This is a genomic window from Streptomyces sp. NBC_01233, from assembly GCF_035989305.1.
Lineage (GTDB): Bacteria > Actinomycetota > Actinomycetes > Streptomycetales > Streptomycetaceae > Streptomyces.
Window position 1 is genome coordinate 4,068,976 of sequence record NZ_CP108514.1, and the last position, 22,191, is coordinate 4,091,166.

Here is a 22,191-nt window from a genome sequence, read left to right on the forward strand (position 1 = left end):
TCCGTTACATGCAAATGATCCAAGAGTTGCAGCCCGGACAGGTCTGCAAAGGAATCGTTACCACGGTGAGCGACCACTACCTGAACGTTGAGCTGGAAGGAGGAGCGCATGGCACAATCACATCCGCGAACCTGTCATGGGTTAGGGTGGACCACCCTTCACAGGTTGCACAAGTTGGCCAGAGCGTAACCGTCGTCTTCCTGAGCGCCGATCTCGATCGCAACATTATCTCCCTATCGCTAAAAGACATCGAACCCGACCCTTTTATTGAATTCGCCCGCACTCAGCTTGGGCAGATCGCTCTCGGGAAAGTTACGAAACTCACCGCGATTGGAATCTTCCTGCGCTTCCCGTCAGGAATCGAGGCCCTCCTACCAAAAAGCGAGCCCCGGAATGTGGGCCTAAATCACGCCGCCGTTGGTGACGAGTTCGAAGTCAAGGTGGAGTACATCAATGTGCACCGCCGACAGGTGCGCGTCTCCAACCCTCACACCTCATCCAACTCTCCACCTTCGCAATGAAGGCAAGCAAGGCGGACCCTTAAATTCCCGGGAGGCGAGAGTCACGAGCCGTGATCGTAAAATTCACCGTGCGCGCCGATCAGGGGGAACCCAGTGGGTTCGACCGTGGAGACATCGTCTGCTCCGGCCCGCTGGGCGAAGCGAGCTCCGTGGGGCAGGTACCCGACCAGGGGATGATGCTCTACCTTTCCGTACCCGAGCTTCTCGATTCCCTCGCCGGGCTGCTGACCAGACGTTCCGTCAGCGCGTCCTTCGCTGCCATCGATTCTTCCTTCAGGCTCGATTTCCGGACGACGAGAAAGACGATCACCGTGAAGGGTGGATCCGGACCGGTGGCACACGTCAGCCATGCCGAGCTCGCCGAAGCGGTGCTTTCGGCAGCGGAGGAGCTGGCGAGCCGACACCTCGCGCCACCGCACCCTGAGCATCATGCTTCGGACGACTATCTCGCTGCTCTGAAGCGCTTTCAACTGGTCACGGCCCCGATCAGAGAGCCCAAGTGACACGCGCCGCCCTGGGAGCCCTAGGCACCCACCGTCCGGGAGCAAGACATGGCTGAGACCTTCACATATCGATTCATGAGCGGCGGCGTGGGGCTTGCCGCCAACATCACCGCCGCAGCGGCTGAGGTGGACTCCCCTCCCCCTCACGCGCTGCGCATATACGGGAACGTCCACCTTCGCCTGCCCGCCAGTGGACTGCATTGGAAGGACGCCGCCTGGCTCGCCTTCGGGATGTCGCTGCACACAGACGAGCTGGCCGAGAGGCGACCGGGCAGCGATCACCTGGTTCTGGATGTCGCCTCTCTCGTATACCCGATTGCCGACTACCGGGCCGAAGTCGCCGCCCTCGCAATCGACGGCTGGATCCACCAGAACCTTCACCTCCCGCCTTGCGGGAGTGCGGTCCGCTACGACCGATCCGACCATCGGTTCACCTTCGACTGGGTCGGTGTCGACAGCCCGTTCGCGGACGACTGGCCACCGTTGAGCCCGTAGGGACCGCCGGCTGCCGCTTCGGAGGTACTGCGGGTGGCGGCGGCGCGCGTGCACGCCCCGAGCGCGGCACGGCAGCCGCCACCCCGCGACCCGCACTCGTCAAGGCGTGTCCTTGGCGTCCCCTCGCGTCGAATCGCTCCACACCAGGGTGATCAAGATGTGACGGAACGTCAACACCTCGTTAGAGGTACACGCGCGGTTCCCGCACGGAGGGGTGAACTTCCGACGGCCCGTCGGAGGCGCAGTCCGACGCCGCCTTCTTCGCGCGGTCGATCTCGCACCAGATGCGTTTGCCCGCACCCTCGCGCTGCCAGCCCCAGCGGTCCGCCAGGCCGTCCACCAGCTCCAGGCCGCGACCGCCGGTGTCGTCCCCGGCCGCCTGCCGGCGGGCCGGTGCCCGGTCGCTCGCGTCGGCCACCTCGACCCGCACCCCGGGTCCCCCGAACAGCATCCGCAGCACCGCCGGACAGCCCGTGTGCACGACCGCGTTGGTGACCAGCTCGGAGATCAGCAGGATCAGCGTCTCGGCGAGCGGCTCGTCATCCCCTATGCCCGACCCCGCCAACCGGGACCGGGCCCAACGGCGGGCCCGGCCGACCTCGGCTGGGTCCGGGCCTACCTCCAGCTGAACCTGAAGCACCTGCACCGCTCACACCATCCGAACCGGCGGACACTTCGCCTCGCGACAGGATGGGATCACCCACTGTGATCCCCTTGCGGAGCAGCTTGGTTGACGTACAGTCACCACAACAAGCGCTTCGGGCATATTCCCGCGCGAAGGAGTGGGCGTGGTGCATACTGTGCGACGCTCGCGCCGCTCAACCGCTCGCATTTGTGGGAGCGTACCGGAGCAGCCCCCCGACTCCGGTCCGTAACGAGAGGGGCGAAGGACACAAACCGATATCAACTCTCTGTAATCGGACATGCGTCCCGTGGCGTCCCTCCCGTGCCCCGCGAAGGCCGCGCCAGGAGACGCACGACCGCGGCCGGCTACACCGCCGAGTCCAGCAGCTCCGCCGCCAGCAGTTCCTCCGCCTCCCCCGCCGTCCGCCACTGCTCGGCCCGCACCCACGCCCGCTTCAGGTGCAGGTGCACGTCCGCCTCCCACGTGAAGCCCATCCCGCCGTGCACCTGCAGACAGTCCCGGGCGCCCCGTACCGCTGCCTCGTCCGCCAGCAGCTTGGCCGCCGCGACCTCCCCCGGATCTCCCGTCACCGCCGCCGCGTAGACGGCCGTACGGGCCACCTCCGCCCGCACCAGCATCTGCGCGCACAGGTGCTTGACCGCCTGGAACGCCCCGATCGGCTGCCCGAACTGCTCGCGCTCGCCCGCGTAGCGGACCGCCAGCTCCACCGTCCGCAGGGCGCTGCCGACCTGCAGCGCCGCCGTCAGCAGCGCTCCCTGCGCGCGGTACGGGGAACGGTCCCCGTCCGTGCGGTCCCCGTACGGGGCCACCCGGTGCAGCGGCGTCAGCGGGTCCACCGAGCGGACCGGTGAGCCGGCGGGCACCCCGGGCTCCCCGAGCACCGCGTCCGCCTCCTCCAGGTACGCGACCAGGCCGCCCTCCAGGTCGAAGGCGGTCACCACCGCCGTCCCCGCCGCCGCCCCCGGGACCACCCCGGCCGCCAGGTGCGTGGCCACCAGCGGCCCCGGCAGCAGCGCCCGCCCGGCCTCCTCGAAGACGAGCACCGCCTCCGGCAGACCGAGGCCGACGCCGCCGGCCGACTCGGGCAGCCGCAGGGCGAAGAAGCCCGCCTCGCCCAGCTCCCGCCACAGCCCCCGGTCCACGGCGGCGCCCGTGTCCACCGAGGCCCGCAGCGCCCCGCGCCCGTACCGCCCCGCGAGCAGCTCCCGTACACCTGCCCGCAGGTCCCGCTGGTCCTCGGTCGGCTGGAAGTGCACGCCCCTCACCGGCCCTTCGGGAGGCCGAGGATCCGCTCGGCGACGATGTTCTGCTGGATCTGCGAGGTGCCCGCCGCGATCGTGTACGAGAGCGAGGAGAGCCGGTCCAGGGTCCATTCCTCCTCCAGGGACAGGGAGGCGGCGCCCAGCACCTCCGCCGCCACGTCGTACAGCTCCTGCCGCGCGTGCGAGTAGGCGAGCTTGAAGACCGAGCCGCCGATGCCGGGGACCCCACCGGAGCCCTCCGACTCGCTGACGTTCCACTGCGTGAGCCGCCACAGCGCGCCGAACTCCCCGTACAGCCGCCCCAGCCTGCGCCGCAGCACCGGGTCGTCCCAGCGGCCGTTCGCCTTCGCCGTACGGGCCAGCTCGCCCAGGGTCCGGCGGCAGGCGACGACCTCGCCGACGAAGGCGGTGCCCCGCTCGAAGGAGAGGGTGACCATGGTGACGCGCCAGCCGTCGTTCTCGGCCCCGACCCGGTTCGCGACCGGGACCCGTACCTCGTCGAGGAACACCTCCGCGAACTCCGTCGACCCGGCGAGCGTGCGCAGCGGCCGTACGGTGACCCCAGGCGCGTCCATCGGCATGGCCAGCCAGGAGATCCCCCGGTGCTTGGGGGCCTGCGGATCGGTCCGCACCAGCAGCTCGCACCAGTCGGCGACCTCCGCGTGCGAGGTCCAGATCTTCGACCCGGTGACCACGTACGCGTCGCCGTCGCGGACCGCCCTCGTACGCAGCGAGGCCAGGTCGGATCCCGCGTCCGGCTCGCTGAACCCCTGGCACCACACCTCGTCGCCGCGCAGTACGGGCGGCAGCCAGCGCGCCCGCTGCTCGGCGCTGCCCTCGGCGGCGATGGTCGGGCCGGCGTGCAGCAGCCCGACGAAGTTCGCGCCGACGTACGGGGCCCCCGCGCGCTCCGTCTCCTCCAGGAAGATCAGGTGCTGGGTCGGGGTGGCCCCGCGGCCGCCGGCGTCCACCGGCCAGTGCAGGCCCGCGTACCCGGCCTCGTACAGCCTGCGCTGCCAGCCGAGGTCGTACGCGCGCCGGCCCGGCCAGTCGTCGGGGGACGGCTTGGCCGGCAGCTCGGGGAGCACCTTGGCGAGCCATGCGCGCAGCCGCGCCCGGAAGTCCTGCTCCTCCTCGGTGTAGGTCAGGTCCACTACTTGGCCCGGTCCTTGTCACGGTCACGGTCGAGATCGAGGCCGAGCATGCGGATGGCGTTGCCGCGCATCAGCTTGTAGGTCGTCTCCTCGTCGAGGCCCTTCACGTGGTCGAGGGCGACCTCCTTGGTGTGCGGGAAGGTCGAGTCCACGTGCGGGTAATCGGTCTCGAAGGTGGCGTTGTCGCGCCCGACGACGTCGATCGAGGCGATCCCGTGCTTGTCGCGGAAGAAGCAGCAGAAGATCTGCCGGTAGTAGTACGTGGACGGCGGCTCGGGGATCAGGTCGCGGACCCCGCCCCAGGCCCGGTGCTCCGCCCAGACGTCGTCGGCCCGCTCCAGGGCGTACGGGATCCAGCCCATCTGGCCCTCGCTGTAGGCGAGCTTGAGCGTCGGGAACTTGACGAGGACGCCGCTGAAGAGGAAGTCCATCATCGAGGCCATCGCGTTGTTGAAGCTGAGCGAGGCCTGGACGGCGGGCGGCGCGTCGGGGGAGGCGGCGGGCATCTGGGAGCTGGACCCGATGTGCATGTTGACCACCGTGCCGGTCTCCTGGCAGACGGCGAAGAAGGGGTCCCAGTAGCCGGAGTGGATGGACGGCAGGCCCAGGTGGGTGGGGATCTCGGAGAAGGTCACGGCGCGCACCCCGCGGGCGGCGTTGCGCCGGATCTCCGCGACCGCCAGGTCGATGTCCCAGAGCGGGATGATGCACAGCGGGATCAGCCGGCCGCCGCTGTCGCCGCACCACTCCTCGACCATCCAGTCGTTGTAGGCGCGCACGCAGGCGAGGGCCACCTCCTTGTCGTGGGCCTCGGCGAAGGTCTGCCCGCAGAAGCGCGGGAAGGTGGGGAAGCACAGCGAGGCCTCGACGTGGTTGAGGTCCATGTCGGCGAGGCGCGCCTTCGGATCCCAGCAGCCGCGGCGCATCTCCTGCCGCGTGATGCCCTCCAGCGTCATGTCGTCGCGGTCGAAGCCGACGGCGGCGATGTTGCGCTTGTACGGGAACTTCAGGTCCTCGTAGATCCACCAGTCGGTCGGCGGGCCCTCGGGGTCCATGGTGATCACGTACTTGCCGCCCGTGTACGCCAGCTCGCCGATGCCGGCGGTGAGCGCCTTGGGCCCGCGGTCGCGGTACTTGGCGGGCAGCCAGACGTCGAAGAGGTGTGCGGGTTCGATCACGTGGTCGTCGACGCTGATGATCCGAGGCAGTTCCATGGGCTCCCCAATCCGATGCCAATCTGATGGATCGTCAGAAACAAGCTAGCCCCGCCACCCCTGGACCGACAAGCGCCGGAGCCCTACGCTCTGCGCTTGATCTGACTATCCGTCAGCTATGGGGAGGTCTGGGATGACGGACACCGCGACCGCGACAGAACTGAGCGGCTCCCGCACCCTGTGGGAACTGATCACCCGCCGGGCCGCACTGACCCCCGACGCCACGGTCCTGATCGAGGCGGCCGAGGACCCGGCGCAGGACCGCCGGCTGACCTTCGGGGAACTGCGCGACCGCTCCGAACGCGTCGCCGCCGGCCTGTACGACATGGGCGTCCGCCCCGGCACGGTCGTCGCCTGGCAGCTCCCCACCCGCATCGAGACCGTGCTGCTCTCCGCGGCCCTCGCCCGGCTCGGCGCCGTCCAGACCCCGGTCATCCCGTTCTACCGCGACCGCGAGGTCGGCTTCGCGCTCCGCGAGTCCAAGGCCGAGTTCTTCGCCGTCCCCGGGATCTGGCGCGGCTTCGACCACCCCGCGATGGCCCGTCGGCTCGGCGCGCGCGGCGTCTTCGAGGCCTACGACGACCTCCCGGACGGCGACCCCTGCGCACTCCCGTCGCCGCCCGTCTCCGGCACGGACGTCCGATGGATCTACTGGACCTCCGGCACCACCTCCGACCCCAAGGGCGTCCTGCACACCGACCGCTCCCTGATCGCGGGCGGCTCCTGCCTCGCGCACGCCCTGCAGCCGACCCCGTACGACGTCGGCTCGATGGCCTTCCCCTTCGCGCACATAGCCGGGCCCGACTACACGGTGATGCTGCTCCTCTACGGCTTCCCGGCCGTCCTCTTCGAGAAGTTCGCGATGCCGGACGCGCTGGACGGCTACCGCCGCCACGGGGTCACGGTGGCCGGCGGATCGACCGCCTTCTACTCCATGTTCCTGACGGAACAGCGCAAGAACCCCTCGGCCCCGCTCATCCCCACCCTCCGCCTCCTCGCGGGCGGCGGCGCCCCGAAGCCGCCGGAGATCTACCACGCCGTCGTCCGCGAAATGGGCTGCCAGCTGACCCACGGCTACGGCATGACCGAGGTCCCGATGATCACCATGGGCGCCCCGGACGACACCCCCGACCACCTGGCGACCACCGAGGGCCGCCCTCCGGCGGGCATGTCCATCCGCATCACCGCCCCGGACGGCACCCCGCTCCCCCCGAACACGGAAGGCGAGGTCCGGCTCCGGGGCGAGGCCGTCTGCCAGGGCTACCTGAACCGGGACCAGCCGGCGGAGGTCTTCGACGCCGACGGCTACCTGATCACCGGCGACCTCGGCCACCTGACCCAGGACGGCTACCTGGTCCTCACCGGCCGCAGCAAGGACGTCATCATCCGCAAGGGCGAGAACATCTCGGCGAAGGAGATCGAGGACCTGCTCCACCTCCTCCCGGGCATCGCCGACGTCGCGGTCATCGGCCTCCCCGACCCGGCCCGCGGCGAACGCGTCTGCGCGGTGGTCGAACAGACCCCGGGCGCCGCTCCCCTGACCCTGCCCCGACTGACGGCCCACCTCCGCGCGGAAGGCCTGGCCACGCACAAGCTCCCCGAACAACTGGAGCTGTTGGAATCCCTCCCGCGCAACGAGGCCCTGCGCAAGATCCTCAAGTACAAACTCCGCGAACGGTACGCCTGACGGCGCCTACCGTGCGGGGCGAAAGCCCGCCGAAGGCACGGGACGGCCGCGCCTGACGGCCGCTTCCTCAGATGCTGCGGGCGGTGATGTCGCCGTAGGCGGTGGTCGCGTGGATGGTGAGGGCGGCGGTGGCGCCGTCGCTGTTCCGCAGGGAGTTGTGGATCCGGCCGTGGCCGGTACCGGCGTCCAGGGAGGCGCAGACCCCGCGGGCGGCGCCGACCGACACGTCACCGGCCTGGGTCCGCAGCTCGACCACACCGTGCACCGCCTCGGCGACCTTGATGTCGCCCTTCTGCGTGCTGACCCGGGCGGGACCGCCCAGCCGGCCGACCGACACGTCACCCGCCAACAGCGTCAGCTGCGCACCGGCGGTCTCGTCGAGCTTGACCGTGCCCTGCGCCGCCTCGAACGCGACGTCACCGAGGCGTCCGACCCCGCGGAACTCGGCACTGGCCGCCTTCGCCTCGACCCGGGAACCCGCCGGCAGCCGGACCGTCACCTCGACCGACCCGGAAGCCCCGAGGAGCCGGTTCCTCCCCTCCGGCGTCGTGATCCGGAGAACCCCCTCGCCGTACTCGACGGTGGTCTGCTCCGCCGCCTTCACGTCACGGCCCTTCGACGCGTTCGCCGGCAGCACCTCGACCCGGGTGTCCGCCCGGTCCGCGGCGATGAGGCGGATACGACCCGCCGGAATGTCGAGGACGGCCGAGACGACGTTCCGGCTACAGGCGGCTCAGAGACGCCGCCGCGAACAACACGTCGCGGATGGCCTCGCGGTCGCCGTGCTGGCCCACGGCCGCGTCCTGGGGTGAGATGTGGCCGGCCGCCAGCTGGCAGAACTCGATGCCGTCCAGGGCGATCTCCGCCACCGTGCGCTCCGGTGACGGCTTCGCCCCCGGCGAGTCCAGTGCGATGTCCCAGCCGCCGCCACCCGCGCCCTCGATCTCCAGGTGCAGGGTCCGCCCGGGCGCGCCCGCCGCGACCAGGCCCCGTGCCGGGGCCGCCAGGCCCGCGCGCCGCCGCTGAGCCAGCGCGCCCGGCAGGAGCCGCGCCGCCAAGTCGATCATCCCGTGCAGGTGCGGCCCGGACGGCGGCTCGTACGGGTAGTCCACCGCCTCCGCGATGTCCCACGCGTGCACCCAGCACTCGAAGGCCCGCTCCAGGAACGCGTCCCCGAGCGGCAGCGCGAAGCTCCCGTAGTCCACGGACAGCTCGGCGACGCCCCGGCCCGCGAAGGACACCGTGCGCACCAGCGTGTGCCCCTGCTCGCGCCAGGGCTCGCGGACCTGCCGTGTCGCCGGGTACGCCGAGGCGTTCCAGAAGTGCTCCGTCCGTGCGGTCGGACCGCCCTTCGGTGCGTCCGGACCCAACGGGTCGTCCAGCCCCAGCGCGTTGGCGATCAGCCCGTCCACCGTCATCAGGTGACCGATCACCCCCGCCACCGTGGTCCGCTGCGAACGGCGCCGTTCCTCCTCGAACCACTTCAGCCGCACCGGGGTGTGCCACTCCGAGTCGCCGAAGTCCTGGAGCAGCGCGTCGAGCCGCGCGGTCTCCGTGTCGTAGGGACTCGCCCACACCGGCACCGGGATGCGCGCCGGCCGCTTGCCCAGACAGTCCTCCAGGACGCGCGAGCGCAACAGCGGTTTGAGGTCGAGGGTCTCCTCGGGGTGCAGCAGCCCCACCGCGTCGCGCAGCCGCAACGCCTCCTCCGCGCAGGGTGCGCACTCGGTGAGGTGGTCCTCGACCGCCTGGGTCTCCTCGGCGGAGCAGGCCGCCAGCGCCCACGCGCCGAGCAGGGACTTCAGTACGGCGTGCGAGGGAGGCGGCACGGGTACCGACTCCGGGAAGGGTTCGGGTACGGGTACGGGCTCCGGGAGCGGCCTCGGCATGCGCGGCGGCTGCGGCGCGTACCGCGGGTCCAGGTCGTCGGCGGCTCCGCGCGGACCCGGTATCCGCGCCTGGCCGCCGGGACGCTCGTGTCCGTCGTCGGGCGACTCGGCAGGGCCGTTCATCGGGGCGTTCCGTATCCGGACCGGGCGGTGTCCTCCTGCGGGAGGGTGTTGGCGGTCGACAGCAGCTGCAGGCCGAGCCGCAGCCGGCGCCGCGCCTCGTCCTCGCTGATCTGCAGGTCGGCGGCGGCCTGTCGGTAGTCGCGCCGCTTGAAGTACGCGAGTTCGAGCGCGGCGCGCAGCGGCGCGGGCATGGAGGTGACGATGTAGTCCGCGCGGGCGGCCGCGTTGGCGCTGCGCACCTTCTGCTCCAGCTCCTCGCGGGAGCCCCGGCCCAGTTCGGCCTGGCGCAGCCGGGCCACCGCCTGGCCCTGGGTGATCCGGGCGACCCAGGAGCGCATGGAGCCCTGCTTGGGGTCGTAGGCGTCCGGGTTCTCCCAGATGTAGCCGAAGACCTCGCGGGTGATCCGGTCCGCCGCCTTCTCGTCGCCGAGCACCCGGTGCGCCAGGCTGTGCACGAGCGAGGCGAAGCGGTCGTACAGCTCTCCGAGCGCGGCGGCCTCGCCGCGGGCCAGGCGCTGCTGCATGCGGCGGTCCCAGCGCGGTGGTACGTCCTTCGGCATTAGTGCCCCCAGCCGTGTGTCGACGCAACGAATGTAGTGGGCACATGGCGGTTCGCGCCCGTTTTGGGAGAACCTCGCCCTGGAAGTGAGCCCTCCGTTGATAGGGGTGTGGCAGGGCGTGAACGGTGGTACGGCCGACGCCACATGGGGACAGGTGTACGCGCCCCACCGCGCTCCCGTGCGCGGGTTCGATGCGGCAGCCTCCTTGACCACTTCGCTTAACGCGCAGGCCACGTAGGCCTTACGCTCCTGCCTTGTCTTGAACTGAACCCCACCGCATACGTGAAGGCGGAACGCCGAACATGGACAGCGCAGAATACGAGCGCAAGATCGCCGCCCGATTCGCCACCTTCGACCAGGACGGGTCCGGGTATATCGACCGGGAGGACTTCAGCGCGGCCGCGAAGGCCGTCCTGGCCGAATTCGGTACCACCGCCCGGTCGGACAGGGGCCAGGCCGTCTTCGCGGGCGCCGAGGCCTTCTGGCAGGGGATGGCCGGGATCGCGGACGTCGACGGGGACCAGAGGGTGTCCCGCGAGGAGTTCATCACCGGGGCCGCGAAGCGGCTGCGCGACAACCCGGAGCGGTTCGCGGAGATCGCGCGGCCGTTCCTGCGGGCCGTGATCGCGGTGGCGGACGAGGACGGCGCGGGGGCGACCCCGCAGGCCGCCGCCCGCGTCCTGCGCGTCCTGGGCACCTCGCCCGAACTGGCTCCACAGCTGGCCGCCGCGCTGGACGCCGACGGCGACGGCCGCATCTCGGAGGAGGAGATCCTGGCGGCCTTCGCGTCGTACTGCGGCGTGGAGGCCCCTGACGCGTAGCGCGAACCCAGCCTCGCCGGCGGGGCTGGGTTTGCCCGGAGGAGGCCGGAGAAGGGTGGTGTCAGGCGAAGACGACCGTGCGGGAGCCGTTCAGGAGTACGCGGTGCTCGCTGTGCCACTTCACCGCGCGCGCGAGCGCCTGGCACTCCACGTCCCGCCCCACCGCCACCAGCTGGTCCGGGGTCACCTCGTGCCCCACCCGCTCGACCTCCTGCTCGATGATCGGCCCCTCGTCGAGGTCCGCCGTCACGTAGTGCGCGGTCGCGCCGATCAGCTTCACGCCTCGCGCGTGCGCCTGGTGGTACGGCTTCGCGCCCTTGAAGCTCGGCAGGAACGAGTGGTGGATGTTGATGATCCGCCCGCTCAGCTCCTTGCACAGGGTGTCCGACAGCACCTGCATGTAGCGCGCCAGCACCACCAGCTCGACGTTCTCCGCGCGCACGAGCTCCAGCAGCTGCGCCTCCGCCGCCGCCTTCGTGTCCTTCGTCACCGGGATGTGCACGAACGGGACGTCGTAAGAGCCGACCAGTTCGGCGAAGTCGGTGTGGTTGGAGACCACGGCCGCGATCTCGACCGGCAGGGCGCCGATGCTCGAGCGGAACAGCAGGTCGTTCAGGCAGTGGCCGAACTTCGACACCATGAGGATGATCCGCATGCGCTCCTCGGAGCGGTGGATCTGCCAGTCCATCTTGAACGAGTCGCCGATCGCGGCGAAGCTGGCGCGCAGCTTCTCGACGGTCACCGCGGGCTCGGCCTCGAAGTGCACCCGCATGAAGAAGAGTCCGGTCTCCCGGTCTCCGAACTGCTGGCTGTCCACGATGTTGCAGCCGGTCATGAAGAGGTAGCTCGACACGGCGTGCACGATGCCCTGCTTGTCGGGGCAGGACACGGTCAGGACGTACTGGGGCTGGGCCTGGGCCTCATTGTGCGGGTCGCTCATGACCGCACAGCCTTTCACACCGCGCGGGTGAGGATCCTCAACACTTCCAGCGACGTCGGCCGGACGTCCGGGTCGTCCCCGTCCGCCTCGGCCAGCCGTACGTGCGCCTCGCGTGCGGCGCGGACCGCCTCGGGCCACGCGTGGTGCTCCAGGTAGGCGGAGACCGGGGCGTCGGGCCCGACCTGGTGGAGGATGCGGAGCACCCGCAGCACCGCGAGGTCGACGAGGGCGGCCTCCTGCGAGTCGCGGAAGATCGTGCCGACGTACTTCTCGGCCGACCAGCTGTCGAGCCAGGTGTCCTCGACGAGCCGGTACACGGCGTCGGTGATGTCTCCGTACCCATCGGCGCCGGTCAGCCACGTGTCCTTGTGGAAGGCCGGATCGGAAAGCATGTGCAGCGCCGAGCGCACGTTGCTGCGCCAGCGCCACCACGGCATGTCGTTGAGGGGCATGCCACCCATGGTGGAGGAGCGGCCGCCGCGGCGGGAAGAGTTCTTCGAACCTTGGGCGAATGTCACGCTTTCGATCGTACGTTCCCGTTGAACGCGATCTTCAGGCGCCTGCGGCGGACCGCACCCCCGCAATTCACCTGGGCGTCACCCGATGTTGTGTCCATCTCACTCGACAGTTACCTGCGGGGCGGAATGGTGCATGGACATGACCATCTCGCGACGCGCAACATCCCTGTCCCGCACCTTCGTGGCCACGGCGATGGGTGCGTGTCTCGTCGCCGGGTGCGGGGTGCTCCCCGGAGGCTCGGCGGGCTCCGGGGAGACCATCACGGTCATGACGTTCGCCCCGGAAGCCACCAAAGCAACCAACATGCCGGGAATGACCGGCATGGCCAAGGCGTACGAGCGCTGGGTGAATTCCAAGGGCGGGATCAACGGCCACAAACTGCGCGTACTGACCTGCAACGAGAAGAACACGCCCACCGGCGCCGCCAACTGCGCCCGCAAGGCCGTCGCCGAGAAGGCCGTCGCCGTCGTCGGCTCGTACAGCCAGCACGGACGCGCCTTCATGGCCCCGCTGGAGGCGGAGGGCATCCCCTTCATCGGCGGTTACGGGGTCTCCTCCGAGGAGTTCCAGTCCCCGCTCTCCTACCCCGTCAACGGCGGCCAGTCCGTCCTGATCGCCGGCGCCGGCCACCAGCTGGGACGCGCCTGCGACCAGGTCGCGCTGGTCCGCCCCGACACCATCGCGGGCGACACGCTGCCGGTGCTGCTCAACGCCGGACTGCGGGCCAACAAGATGGCCGACGCCGCCGACATCCGGGCCGCCGAGGACTCCGCGGACTTCGGACCGCAGGCCCGGGAGGCCCTCTCCCACACCAGCGGCACCGGCAAGGAGAAGGAGAAGGAGAAGGGCTGCGTCACCGCGGTCCTGGGCGAGCGCACCGAGACCTTCTTCGACGCCTTCCGCCGGACCGACGCCCAGCGCAAGAAGCCGCAGATCTCCTCCGTGCTGGGCAGTGTCAGCCAGTCCCTGGTGGACCGCACGGGCGGCAAGGAGAGCCCCTTCGAGGGCGCGTACCTCACCAGCTGGTACCCGGTGGCCTCCGATCCGGTCTGGACGCCGATGCGGACGGTCGTCACCGAGTTCGCCTTCGGCGACGACAACGTCGACCCCGACGACAGCGGGGCGCAGACCACCTGGATCGCCTACACCGTGCTGAGCGAGATCGTGAAGCGCTTCAAAGAGGACGAGGACATCAGCGCCCGCATGGTCAAGCGGTCGCTGAACGAGTCCCAGCCCGTCAGGACCGGCGGCCTCACCCCGGACCTGAGCTGGCGCTACCAGGACATGCGGGCCGTCGCCGGCTTCCCCCGCATCGTCAACGGCCAGGTCACCTTCCAGATCGTCCAGGCCGGGCGGCTCGTGGCGCAGCCCGGCGAGCAGCCCCTGGACATGACCCCGACCCTGGTCCAGGCCCCCCGCACGGCCTGACGCTCAGAGCTGGGACTTGTCGCGCTTGGTGAGGCCGTACTTGGCCGCGATCGTGTTCCACATGACCGCGGCGGACTCCTTGGCCTTCGTCGCCTCGCCGCTCGACCTGTTGCCGTCGGAGGCGTTCTTGGTGACCTTGGCCTTGCCGTCCTTGCACTTGTCATCGTCCACGTCGTCCGCCCAGGCGGCGTAGCTATCGTCGGCGTCCGCGGAGGACTGCCAGGCCTTGGTGAGGGCCGCGGACAGCTTCACGTGGTCCGGGAGCTTGTCCACCTTCAGCTCTTGGAGGCGGGTGACGAGTTCCTCGCGCTGGCGGGCCGCGTCGCGCAGGTCGGCGCCCGCCTGGTCGAGGTTGTTGCAGCTCTTGATGTCCTCGACGGCCTTGATCACCGAGGCCCGGCTGTCATTGCTGTCGGCGAGGAGCTTGTCCAGCTGGACGGCCTGCGGGCGGGCCGGGTCCACGGGAGCCTCGCCGCCGGGCGCGGCGGAGGCGCCGCTCGCGGCCGGTGCGGCGGGCACCGCGCCCGGGTCGTTGTTCTGCGGCTTGCCGTCGCTGAGCAGCGAGCCGACGCCCAGCCCGATCACGGCCAGGCCGATGACCACGGCGGCGATGACGGCCGGCGAGATCCGGCGGGGTGCCTCCGGCGGCGGGGGCGGGGCGTACTGCTGCTGCGGGTGCTGCTGTGCGGGGTGTGGGGGTACGGGGCGCTGCGCGCGCGGCGGGTAGGGGCGCGGCGGCGGCTGACGCAGCACCGGCTCCTGGACGGGCGGCAGGTGCTGGGTGTGCCCGGCGGAGTCGTCGTCGCCCCGGAACAGCCCGTCGAACCCCTCAACGGCGCGGTCGGCGGGCACCGGCGGTATGTACTGCGTCGCCGCCTCGTCGTGCGCGGGGGCGGCCGGCACGGGCGGGATGTACTGCGTTGCCGCATCGCCGTGCACGGGGGCCGCCGGCACGGGCGGAATGTACTGCGTTGCCGCATCGCCGTGCGCGGAGGCGGCCGGCACGGGCGGGATGTACTGCGTTGCCGCATCGCCGTGCGCGGAGGCGGCCGGCACGGGCGGGATGTACTGCGTTGCCGCATCGCCGTGCACGGGGGCCGCCGGCACGGGCGGAATGTACTGGGTGGCGGCCTCGGGCAGCGGCGGGTACCCGTAGCCGTGCGGCTCCCCCGGCCCCTCGTAGCCCGGCCCGACGACGTGCCCCGGTGCCACGTGCGGGTACCCGTACGCGGGCCCCGGCTGCGGCTGCTCCGGGTACACCGGATACCCGGACGCCTGGTCCGGACCCCACGGGGCACCCGGCTGGGGGGCGCCCCCTTGTCCGCTCTGCGTCACCGGGACTCCTTCTCCGACTCGCCCGACCCTACGGAACCGTCGGTCACGCTACCCGGTCACGCACCGCCGCACCCAGCCCCGCCGGTTTTGTGACGGCCCTCGGGCAGGTGGGGCCGGGGACGCCGGGAGGTCAGGCGACCCGGGCTTCGAGCCGCGCGCCGAACTCCCGTACCGCCGCCTCCTCCCGGTAGGGCTCCAGGCGGGAACGGAAGTCCTCCAGGTATTCCGCCCCCCGGTTCGACCGGAGCCCCTCCAGCAGTTCCGCCGCCTTCGTGGCGGTCTGGCAGGCCTGTTCCACCTCCCGCTGCTGCACCTGCGCCGCCGCCAGCAGCAGCAGCCCGATGGCCCGGCGCCGCGCCTTGCCCGCCGGGAGGCCCCGCAGCGCCTCCTCCGCCCGCTTGCCCGCCGCGTCCGCCTGGCCCAGGTCCCGGTGGCAGTGCGCCAGCTCGTCCGCGAGGTACGCCGCGTCGAAGTGGCTGATCCACACCGGGTCGTCGCCCGACTCCGGCTCCGCCCGCTCCAGCGCGCTGACCGCCCGCGCCGACAGCACCGCCGTGGCCCGGGTGTCCCCGAGCAGCGCGTGCCCGCGCGCCTCGGCGGCGTAGAACATGGCCTCGACGCGCGGGGTGACCTGTCCCCGCGTCCCCTCCTGGGCGGCCCGCGCCAGCTGCGCGATCTCCCGCGGGTTGCCCAGCTCGGCGGCGAGGTGGCTCATGGACGCCGCCAGCACGTACCCCCCGTACGCCCGGTCGCCGGCCGCCTGGGCCAGACGTAGCGCCTGGATGTAGTACCGCTGTGCCAGGCCGGGCTGTCCGGTGTCCACCGCCATGTAGCCCGCCAGCTCCGTCAGCCGGGCCACGGCGGCGAACAGTGCCCGCCCCACCGGCTCCCGGTACGAGCCGCCGATCAGCCCGGACACCACCGAGTTGAGGTAGTGCACGACCACCGGCCGGACGTGCCCGCTGCCGAAGCGGTGGTCGAGGTCCTTGAGCGCCTCGGTGGTCGCCCGCACCGCCTCGACGTCCGGCATGCCGACCCGCGAGCCGCCGCTGCGGGCCACCTGGGTGTCGGCCCCGGTGATCAGCCAGTCGCGGCTCGGCTCGACGAGCGCGGACGCCGCCACGCTCGAACCCGCCAGGAAGTCGCGGCGGCCGACGTCGCTGCGCCACAGCTCGCAGACCTGCTCGATCGCGCCGATGACGGTGGGCGAGAACTGCAGGCCGACCCCGGAGGCGAGGTTCTTGCCGTTGGCCATGCCGATCTCGTCGATGGTGACGGTCCGGCCGAGCTTGCGCCCGATCGCCTCGGCGATGATTCCGGGCGCCCGGCCGCGCGGCTGCTGGCCGCGCAGCCACCGGGCCACGGAGGTCTTGTCGTAGCGGAGATCGAGGCCGTGCTCGGCCCCGCACATGTTCACGCGCCGGGCGAGCCCGGCGTTGGAGCACCCGGCTTCCTGGATGAGCGCCTGCAGCCGTTCGTTCGGCTGGCGGGCGACGAGAGGCCTGGCTGCCATGAAAACCCCCTGCTGACCGCGGGTGATCCGTTGGAATGATCACTTCCCGCCTGATGTGCGGAGAATCTTCCGCTCTGCGTCGTGTCGCTACCCAACTCCAGCGCCCCGGCCTCCCACGCGCCCCCACGTGTGCATCAATGCGCCCCGTATGCAGGATCGATGCTCCGTCCACCCGCTGGTTTACGCCCGTAACCCCGGGTGGCCCGGGGAGTTGTGATGGGCGTGGAAGAGACCATCACAGTCACGGAGACCGCACCCATCCCCAAGCAGCGCGGCGAACTGCTGCTGGACCATGCCGTGCGGTACGCGGAAGAACGGCACTGGGACGTCTTCGCCGGCACCTGGCTGGAGCCCGGCGACGGCCGGGAGCTGTGTTCCTGCGGGGCGGCGGACTGCCCCGCGCCCGGCGCACACCCGGCGGTGAAGGACTGGGCGGCGCAGGCCACGGGCAGCGCGGTCCAGGTCCGGCGGGTCTGGGCGAAGCACCCGGAGGCCTCGATCCTGCTGCCGACGGGTCGGACGTTCGACGCGCTGGACGTGCCGGAGTCGGCCGGATTCCTGGCGCTGGCGCGGCTGGAGCGGATGCAGCGCACCCTCGGCCCGGTCACCCTCACGCCCGACCACCGGATGCTGTTCTTCGTCCTGCCGGGCGCCGGCGTCAAGATGGCCGACCTCGTGCGGAAGCTGGGCTGGTCGCCGACCGGCATCGACCTGATCGCCCGCGGCGAGGGCGAGTACGTGGCCGCGCCGCCCACCCGCTTCGGCGGCCGGGGCGCGGTCCAGTGGGCCCGGCGGCCCACTCCGGCGAACCGGTGGCTGCCGGACACGGAGGAGCTGATCGACGCGCTGGCGTACGCGTGCGGGAGCGAGGCCGCGGCGGACCGCAAGCGGCGCCAGCCGTCAACTTGACCCGGTCCTGAAGGGCCGGGCTTGGAGGTAGCGCCCAACTGGCTGCTGGGTTGGCTCCTCCGTCCAGACACCCCTATGGGGTGGCAGGGACGCGTGACTCACGCCCCGCTGTCCACACGGTCTCGCCCTTGCGGCGGATGTTGTGGGACGCGTTGTCGTCCGCGTGCATGAGGGCCCCGCAGGACCGGCACGCGAACGTCGCTTGATCGGCGCGGTTGCGCCGGTCGATGTGGCCGCACTCGGAGCATTGCCGGCTGGTGTACGCCGGATCGACGTACACCAGCGACACCCCGGCCCGCTTCGCCTTGTACTCAACGAAGGCGGCGAGCTGGTGGAAGCTCCACGAGTGCAGGGAGGTCCGCTGGTCCTTGCGGAGCCGTACCCGGCTTCGGATGCCCGTGAGGTCTTCCAGGGCGATACCGGAGCCGGTGCGTTCAGCGGTGGTGACGATGGTCTTGGAGACGATGTGGTTGACGTTGGCGGTGTGCCGGGCTTCCTTGCGGGAGCGCTTCTTGAGGAGGCGCTTCGCGGACTTGGTGCCCTTGGCCTGCAACTTCCTGCGCAGATCGAGCTGTCGTTTCCGGTGCCGGTTCAAGCCGCGACCGGCGGCCCGGTAGCCGGTGGAGGTGGTGGCGATGTTGGCGATGCCGAGGTCGACTCCGATGAACCCGTCAGGCTCATACTGCTCGGCCTCGGGGATGTCGCAGACGGCGATCAGGTAGAACACGCCGTCGCGTTCGATCAAGTCGGACTCGCCCTTGCGGTGCTCGCGGAGCATCTTGAGCGCGTCCGGGGAGCAGGCGAAGCGAACGCTTTTGAGCCGTCCGGCCGTCGTCCAGATCGACACGGTTCCGGCGTCGTACTGCCAACTCAAACACCGGTCGTCGTACGGCTGCGCGGCCTGGGGCCGGAACGTGATCGGCTTCGACTCCGCCTTGACCCTGCGCTTCGATCCCGGCTTGCCCAGGTTCCCGGCCGTGATGTTCGCCTTCAACGTGGTGTAGGCGTCACGGGTCTTCTTGATGACGTGCTGAGCGGCTTGCGCCCCGAGCCCGCGCGCCTTCAACTCGGCGTAGGTGTGCTTGCGCAGCTCGTACTCACGCGGCACACCGTGCTCGAACGCCACACCGGACACCCAGCACGCGGCCTCGTTGACCGTGCGCAGGGTGGAGCGCAGCGCGGCGGCCTGCTCGGCCTCCGGCAACAGCTTCACCTGCGCCACGATCTTCACACCCATGATCGTAGCATTGGTCTATGTCACCACGCTGGGAGCCAAACCCCAACACTCGTAGGGGTAGAACCGTCGTCTACAGCCTCCATGCACACTTGGTCTTCACACCAAAGTATCGGCGCGGCCCGTTCACGGACGAGATCCTGACGCGCTGCGAAGAAGTCATGCGGGCCGTCTGTGCCGACTTCGAGACCGAACTGGTCGAGTTCAACGGCGAGCACGACCACGTGCACCTCCTCGTGCACTACCCGCCGAAGGTCGCCCTGTCCCGCCTGGTCGGCTCCCTCAAGGGCGTATCAGCCCGCAGGCTCCGGCAGGAGTTCCCCGACCACATCCGCAAGTACCTGTGGGGAGATCACTTCTGGTCGCCGTCCTACTTCGCGGCGTCCTGCGGCGGCGCACCGCTGGCAATCATCAAGGAGTACATCGAGCAGCAGAAACGTCCGCGTTAGCCTGCGGGTCAGAGCAGTCCAGAGAAGCGATTCCTCCCGGGCCTGAAGGCCCGGGTTCCTCGCTAGATCATGCTGAAACTCATGACATAAGTAACTGCTCGGGCCTCTCCCCCTCCTCCTATGGTGAGGAAGGAACGACCAACGGGGACGCACGAGAGGCAGGCGCATGCCGGACCAGGGCGATGCGATGGGTGGAACGTACGGGACGGGTGGCGCGGTGACCGCGCCGTCCGCCGTGCGGGTGGAAGGTCTGTGGAAGCGCTTCGGCGAGCAGGTGGCCGTCGCCGGGATCGACTTGGAGCTGCCCGCGGGCCAGTTCATCGGCCTGGTGGGCCCGAACGGCGCGGGCAAGACGACGACCTTGTCGATGGTGACCGGCCTGCTGCGTCCGGACATGGGGCGGGTCTTCGTGGCGGGGCACGACGTGTGGGCGGACCCGACCGAGGTGAAGGCGCGGATCGGCGTGCTGCCCGAGGGACTGCGGCTCTTCGAGCGGCTGTCGGGGCGCGAACTGCTCGGCTACATGGGCCGCATGCGCGGGCTGCCGGGCGAGGAGACCGACAAGCGGGCGACGCAGCTGCTGGAGGTCCTCGACCTCGCGGGTTCGCAGCACAAGCTGGTCGTGGACTACTCGACGGGCATGCGGAAGAAGATCGGCCTGGCGGCCGCACTGCTGCACAACCCCGAAGTGCTGTTCCTGGACGAGCCGTTCGAGGGCGTCGACCCGGTGTCGGCGCAGACCATCCGCGGGGTGCTGGAACGTTACACCGCGTCCGGTGCCACGGTCGTCTTCTCCTCCCACGTGATGGAGCTCGTCGAGTCGCTGTGCGACTGGGTGGCCGTGATGGCCGCCGGCCGGATCCGCGCCGCGGGCCCGCTGGCCGATGTACGGGGCTCCGCGCCCTCCCTCCAGGCTGCCTTCCTCGAACTGGTCGGCGCGCAGGGACGCGACGCGGCCGGGGACTCGCTGGAGTGGCTCGGCGGCGGCTCCGGGACGGTCGCGCGATGAGCTCGCCCGCCACCCCCGCCACGGGTGCCGCCGGGGCCGGTAGCGGCGTCGGTGCCGGTGTCGGCACGGCCGCCTCGTCGGCGGCTTCCGTCACCTCCGTCGCGTCGGTCCCGCTGACCCCGGTCTTCGTCCGCCTCAAGCTGTCGCTCCTGCGCAACGGCCTGAAGGGCTCGTCGAAGCGCAAGGCCGCCTACTTCTCGACGCTCGCGTTCGCCCTGCTCGTCGGCTTCTTCCTCACGCTCGGCCTGGCCCTGCTGCACGGGAACGCCCACGCGGGCACGGTCGTCGTCCTGCTGGCCGCGATCCTGGCGCTCGCCTGGGCGTTCATGCCGCTGTTCTTCCCCACCGGGGACGAGACGCTCGACCCCAGCCGGCTGGTCATGCTGCCGCTGCGCCCGCGTCCCCTCGTACGGGCCCTCTTCGCCTCCTCGCTGGTCGGCATCGGGCCGATGTTCACGCTGTGCCTCGCGGTCGGCTCGGTGGTGGCCGTCGCGCGCGGCGCCGCCGGGGCGGTGGCCGCGGTGGTGGCCGCGCCGCTCCTGCTGCTCGGCTGCGTGGCCCTCGCACGGGCGGTGGCCACGGCCAACGTGCGGCTGCTGACCAGCCGCAAGGGGCGAGACCTGGCCGTGCTCAGCGGTCTGCTGATCGCGGTGGGCGGGCAGCTGGTCAACTTCGGCAGCCAGCACCTGTTCCAGGCGGGCGGCCTGTCGACGCTGGAGCCCGTCGAGGCGGTGGTGCGGTGGCTGCCTCCGGCGACCGCCGTCGGCATGGTGGACTCGGCGAGCGAGGGCGCGTACGGGGAGGCGGCCGCCCAGCTGGCCCTGACCCTCGCCGCCCTGGCCGGCCTCCTGTGGTTCTGGGAGCGGAGCCTGACCAAGCTGATGGTCACGCCGGACGGCTCGACCATCGCGGCCGCCCGGCCGCCGAAGGAGCGGCGCACGGCCGGCGTCTGGTCCCTGCTGCCCGCAGGCCGGACGGGCGCGGCCATGCAGCGCACCCTGCGCTACGCCGTCCGCGACCCGAAGACCAAGGCCTCCTGGGTGACCGCCCTGGCGATCGGCCTGATCATCCCGGTCTTCAACGCCCTCCAGGGCACCGGATCCCTCTACCTCGCCTGCTTCGGCGCGGGCATGCTGGGCATCCAGATGTACAACCAGTTCGGGCAGGACACCTCGGCGTTCTGGATGGTCGCGCAGACCATCTCCGGCACGCGCGACGCGTACGTGGAGCTGCGCGCCCGCGCCGCCGCGCTGGCCCTCGTCACCGTCCCGTACACGGTCCTCGTCACCGTGGTCACGGCCGCGCTGGTCGGCAACTGGCGCGCCTTCCCGGCGGCCACGGGCCTGGCGCTGGCCCTGCTGGGTTCGATGCTGTGCACGGGGGCGCTGGCCTCGGCCCGCTTCCCGTACTCCATCCCGTCGGACGGCGCCTTCAAGAACGTCGCCCCGGGCCAGGCCGGGCTGGCCTGGTCGGGCATCTTCGGCGGGATGCTGGCCTCGGCGGTGGTCTGCGCCCCGGTGATCGCCCTGACGATCTGGCTCAACGTGGCCGACCACCAGGACGTTTCCTGGATCGTGCTCCCCGTGGGCGTGGCCTGGGGCGCGCTGGCCACCTGGGCGGGCCTGCGGCTGGCGGCCCCGACGGTGGCGCGGAAGCTGCCGGAGATCCTGTCGGCGGTCAGCAAGGGCTGACGTACAGCGAAAGGGCCGGCCTCCGCTCCCGAGAGGGAGCGGAGGCCGGCCCTTTCGGCGCCTGCGGGTCCGGCGCGGTGCGGCGGGGGTCACCGGGCGGCGAGCAGGATCTGCAGAACGGCGACGGCGTTCATCGGGGGTTGCTCGTTGCTGGGGACCTGCCTGGTGACGTCGCCACCATGGCGTCGCCCGCCGACAGCCCCCGGACACTCCGCTGACAGACCGCTGGCACGCTCCACTGACGCGCCCCACCGGCACGCCCGCAGGGACACCCCGCCGGCACGCCCCT

22 protein-coding genes are annotated in these 22,191 nt (G+C 71.0%); 10 read left to right on the forward strand and 12 right to left on the reverse strand.

The window, feature by feature from the left end:
- Positions 1–8: 8 nt before the first annotated feature.
- The 3 genes from OG332_RS19055 to OG332_RS19065 are packed head-to-tail and all read left to right on the forward strand — an operon-like array spanning position 9 to position 1,519.
- Entirely contained in the window at positions 9–521 is a 513-nt protein-coding gene (locus OG332_RS19055) for a S1 RNA-binding domain-containing protein (protein ID WP_327414617.1), read from the forward strand.
- Between the two features lie 50 nt (positions 522–571).
- A complete protein-coding gene (locus OG332_RS19060; protein ID WP_327414618.1) occupies positions 572–1,024 on the forward strand; it encodes a hypothetical protein in 453 nt (150 codons plus the stop codon).
- Between the two features lie 48 nt (positions 1,025–1,072).
- Entirely contained in the window at positions 1,073–1,519 is a 447-nt protein-coding gene (locus tag OG332_RS19065) for a hypothetical protein (RefSeq protein ID WP_327414619.1), read from the forward strand.
- 181 nt (positions 1,520–1,700) lie between these two features.
- Here the strand turns inward: OG332_RS19065 and OG332_RS19070 are convergent, their stop codons facing one another.
- The 4 genes from OG332_RS19070 to OG332_RS19085 all read right to left on the reverse strand — a co-directional run bounded on the left by OG332_RS19070 (position 1,701) and on the right by OG332_RS19085 (position 5,795).
- A complete protein-coding gene (locus OG332_RS19070) occupies positions 1,701–2,165 on the reverse strand; it encodes an ATP-binding protein (protein WP_327414620.1) in 465 nt (154 codons plus the stop codon).
- Positions 2,166–2,509: 344 nt separating this feature from the next.
- Positions 2,510–3,421 carry an acyl-CoA dehydrogenase family protein gene (locus OG332_RS19075; RefSeq protein WP_327414621.1) on the reverse strand — a complete coding sequence of 304 codons (912 nt, stop codon included), beginning with the start codon at positions 3,419–3,421 and terminating at the stop codon, positions 2,510–2,512.
- Between the two features lie 5 nt (positions 3,422–3,426).
- Positions 3,427–4,581: an acyl-CoA dehydrogenase family protein gene (locus OG332_RS19080; RefSeq protein ID WP_327414622.1), complete on the reverse strand. Its 1,155-nt coding sequence runs from the start codon at positions 4,579–4,581 to the stop codon at positions 3,427–3,429.
- The gene (locus OG332_RS19085) at positions 4,581–5,795 is read right to left on the reverse strand and encodes an amidohydrolase family protein (RefSeq protein ID WP_327414623.1); all 1,215 of its coding nucleotides are present in this window, start codon (positions 5,793–5,795) and stop codon (positions 4,581–4,583) included. The genes OG332_RS19080 and OG332_RS19085 overlap by 1 nt, the downstream gene beginning before the upstream one ends.
- 133 nt (positions 5,796–5,928) lie before the next feature.
- On the opposite strand from OG332_RS19085, the gene OG332_RS19090 reads away from it, so the two are divergent.
- Positions 5,929–7,482: a class I adenylate-forming enzyme family protein gene (locus tag OG332_RS19090; protein ID WP_327414624.1), complete on the forward strand. Its 1,554-nt coding sequence runs from the start codon at positions 5,929–5,931 to the stop codon at positions 7,480–7,482.
- Positions 7,483–7,549: 67 nt separating this feature from the next.
- On the opposite strand, the gene OG332_RS19095 is transcribed toward OG332_RS19090, so the two are convergent.
- From OG332_RS19095 to OG332_RS19105, 3 genes are read right to left on the reverse strand one after another with little or no spacing between them, the layout of a single operon-like run.
- The gene (locus OG332_RS19095; protein ID WP_327419295.1) at positions 7,550–8,176 is read right to left on the reverse strand and encodes a DUF4097 family beta strand repeat-containing protein; all 627 of its coding nucleotides are present in this window, start codon (positions 8,174–8,176) and stop codon (positions 7,550–7,552) included.
- Between the two features lie 28 nt (positions 8,177–8,204).
- Positions 8,205–9,494: a maleylpyruvate isomerase N-terminal domain-containing protein gene (locus OG332_RS19100; RefSeq protein WP_327414625.1), complete on the reverse strand. Its 1,290-nt coding sequence runs from the start codon at positions 9,492–9,494 to the stop codon at positions 8,205–8,207.
- Positions 9,491–10,054 carry a sigma-70 family RNA polymerase sigma factor gene (locus OG332_RS19105; protein WP_327414626.1) on the reverse strand — a complete coding sequence of 188 codons (564 nt, stop codon included), beginning with the start codon at positions 10,052–10,054 and terminating at the stop codon, positions 9,491–9,493. The genes OG332_RS19100 and OG332_RS19105 overlap by 4 nt, the downstream gene beginning before the upstream one ends.
- A 302-nt stretch (positions 10,055–10,356) precedes the next feature.
- Here OG332_RS19105 and OG332_RS19110 point away from each other — a divergent pair, with 302 nt between their 5' ends.
- Entirely contained in the window at positions 10,357–10,875 is a 519-nt protein-coding gene (locus tag OG332_RS19110; RefSeq protein ID WP_327414627.1) for an EF-hand domain-containing protein, read from the forward strand.
- Between the two features lie 61 nt (positions 10,876–10,936).
- Here OG332_RS19110 and purU read toward each other — a convergent pair whose 3' ends face one another.
- Both purU and OG332_RS19120 read right to left on the reverse strand, forming a co-directional pair.
- The gene (gene purU / locus OG332_RS19115; RefSeq protein WP_327414628.1) at positions 10,937–11,815 is read right to left on the reverse strand and encodes a formyltetrahydrofolate deformylase; all 879 of its coding nucleotides are present in this window, start codon (positions 11,813–11,815) and stop codon (positions 10,937–10,939) included.
- A 14-nt stretch (positions 11,816–11,829) separates the two neighbouring features.
- On the reverse strand, positions 11,830–12,276 hold the full coding sequence (locus tag OG332_RS19120; protein ID WP_327419296.1) for an SCO4402 family protein: 447 nt from the start codon (positions 12,274–12,276) through the stop codon (positions 11,830–11,832).
- Positions 12,277–12,472: 196 nt separating this feature from the next.
- On the opposite strand from OG332_RS19120, the gene OG332_RS19125 reads away from it, so the two are divergent.
- Positions 12,473–13,762, forward strand: a complete 1,290-nt coding sequence (locus OG332_RS19125) for an ABC transporter substrate-binding protein (protein WP_327414629.1) — start codon at positions 12,473–12,475, stop codon at positions 13,760–13,762.
- A gap of 3 nt (positions 13,763–13,765) precedes the next feature.
- On the opposite strand, the gene OG332_RS19130 is transcribed toward OG332_RS19125, so the two are convergent.
- Both OG332_RS19130 and OG332_RS19135 read right to left on the reverse strand, forming a co-directional pair.
- Positions 13,766–15,097: a hypothetical protein gene (locus tag OG332_RS19130; protein WP_327414630.1), complete on the reverse strand. Its 1,332-nt coding sequence runs from the start codon at positions 15,095–15,097 to the stop codon at positions 13,766–13,768.
- A 130-nt stretch (positions 15,098–15,227) separates the two neighbouring features.
- Positions 15,228–16,610: a transcriptional regulator gene (locus tag OG332_RS19135; RefSeq protein WP_327414631.1), complete on the reverse strand. Its 1,383-nt coding sequence runs from the start codon at positions 16,608–16,610 to the stop codon at positions 15,228–15,230.
- A gap of 216 nt (positions 16,611–16,826) precedes the next feature.
- Between OG332_RS19135 and OG332_RS19140 the strand changes: the two genes are divergently transcribed.
- The gene (locus OG332_RS19140; RefSeq protein ID WP_327414632.1) at positions 16,827–17,519 is read left to right on the forward strand and encodes a bifunctional DNA primase/polymerase; all 693 of its coding nucleotides are present in this window, start codon (positions 16,827–16,829) and stop codon (positions 17,517–17,519) included.
- A 73-nt stretch (positions 17,520–17,592) separates the two neighbouring features.
- Here the strand turns inward: OG332_RS19140 and OG332_RS19145 are convergent, their stop codons facing one another.
- A complete protein-coding gene (locus OG332_RS19145) occupies positions 17,593–18,756 on the reverse strand; it encodes an RNA-guided endonuclease InsQ/TnpB family protein (protein ID WP_327414633.1) in 1,164 nt (387 codons plus the stop codon).
- A 17-nt stretch (positions 18,757–18,773) separates the two neighbouring features.
- Here OG332_RS19145 and tnpA point away from each other — a divergent pair, with 17 nt between their 5' ends.
- From tnpA to OG332_RS19160, 3 genes are all read left to right on the forward strand, one after another.
- Positions 18,774–19,202 (forward strand): IS200/IS605 family transposase, encoded by a 429-nt coding sequence (gene tnpA / locus OG332_RS19150; protein ID WP_327412212.1) that lies wholly within the window; start codon positions 18,774–18,776, stop codon positions 19,200–19,202.
- A 166-nt stretch (positions 19,203–19,368) separates the two neighbouring features.
- Entirely contained in the window at positions 19,369–20,211 is an 843-nt protein-coding gene (locus OG332_RS19155) for an ABC transporter ATP-binding protein (protein WP_442816177.1), read from the forward strand.
- Positions 20,208–21,902, forward strand: a complete 1,695-nt coding sequence (locus OG332_RS19160) for a transporter (RefSeq protein ID WP_327414634.1) — start codon at positions 20,208–20,210, stop codon at positions 21,900–21,902. The genes OG332_RS19155 and OG332_RS19160 overlap by 4 nt, the downstream gene beginning before the upstream one ends.
- Positions 21,903–22,191 lie beyond the last annotated feature (289 nt).

What these genes read in the sequence shown, in the direction of transcription:
- OG332_RS19055 (WP_327414617.1), top strand. Translation starts at nt 9, where the DNA reads ATGCAAATGATCCAAGAGTTGCAGCCCGGACAGGTCTGCAAAGGAATC.
- OG332_RS19065 (WP_327414619.1), top strand. Translation starts at nt 1,073, where the DNA reads ATGGCTGAGACCTTCACATATCGATTCATGAGCGGCGGCGTGGGGCTT.
- OG332_RS19085 (WP_327414623.1), bottom strand. Translation starts at nt 5,795, where the DNA reads ATGGAACTGCCTCGGATCATCAGCGTCGACGACCACGTGATCGAACCC.
- OG332_RS19090 (WP_327414624.1), top strand. Translation starts at nt 5,929, where the DNA reads ATGACGGACACCGCGACCGCGACAGAACTGAGCGGCTCCCGCACCCTG.
- OG332_RS19100 (WP_327414625.1), bottom strand. Translation starts at nt 9,494, where the DNA reads ATGAACGGCCCTGCCGAGTCGCCCGACGACGGACACGAGCGTCCCGGC.
- OG332_RS19105 (WP_327414626.1), bottom strand. Translation starts at nt 10,054, where the DNA reads ATGCCGAAGGACGTACCACCGCGCTGGGACCGCCGCATGCAGCAGCGC.
- OG332_RS19110 (WP_327414627.1), top strand. Translation starts at nt 10,357, where the DNA reads ATGGACAGCGCAGAATACGAGCGCAAGATCGCCGCCCGATTCGCCACC.
- purU (WP_327414628.1), bottom strand. Translation starts at nt 11,815, where the DNA reads ATGAGCGACCCGCACAATGAGGCCCAGGCCCAGCCCCAGTACGTCCTG.
- OG332_RS19120 (WP_327419296.1), bottom strand. Translation starts at nt 12,276, where the DNA reads ATGGGTGGCATGCCCCTCAACGACATGCCGTGGTGGCGCTGGCGCAGC.
- OG332_RS19125 (WP_327414629.1), top strand. Translation starts at nt 12,473, where the DNA reads ATGACCATCTCGCGACGCGCAACATCCCTGTCCCGCACCTTCGTGGCC.
- OG332_RS19135 (WP_327414631.1), bottom strand. Translation starts at nt 16,610, where the DNA reads ATGGCAGCCAGGCCTCTCGTCGCCCGCCAGCCGAACGAACGGCTGCAG.
- OG332_RS19140 (WP_327414632.1), top strand. Translation starts at nt 16,827, where the DNA reads ATGGGCGTGGAAGAGACCATCACAGTCACGGAGACCGCACCCATCCCC.
- OG332_RS19145 (WP_327414633.1), bottom strand. Translation starts at nt 18,756, where the DNA reads ATGGGTGTGAAGATCGTGGCGCAGGTGAAGCTGTTGCCGGAGGCCGAG.
- tnpA (WP_327412212.1), top strand. Translation starts at nt 18,774, where the DNA reads ATGTCACCACGCTGGGAGCCAAACCCCAACACTCGTAGGGGTAGAACC.
- OG332_RS19155 (WP_442816177.1), top strand. Translation starts at nt 19,369, where the DNA reads ATGCCGGACCAGGGCGATGCGATGGGTGGAACGTACGGGACGGGTGGC.
- OG332_RS19160 (WP_327414634.1), top strand. Translation starts at nt 20,208, where the DNA reads ATGAGCTCGCCCGCCACCCCCGCCACGGGTGCCGCCGGGGCCGGTAGC.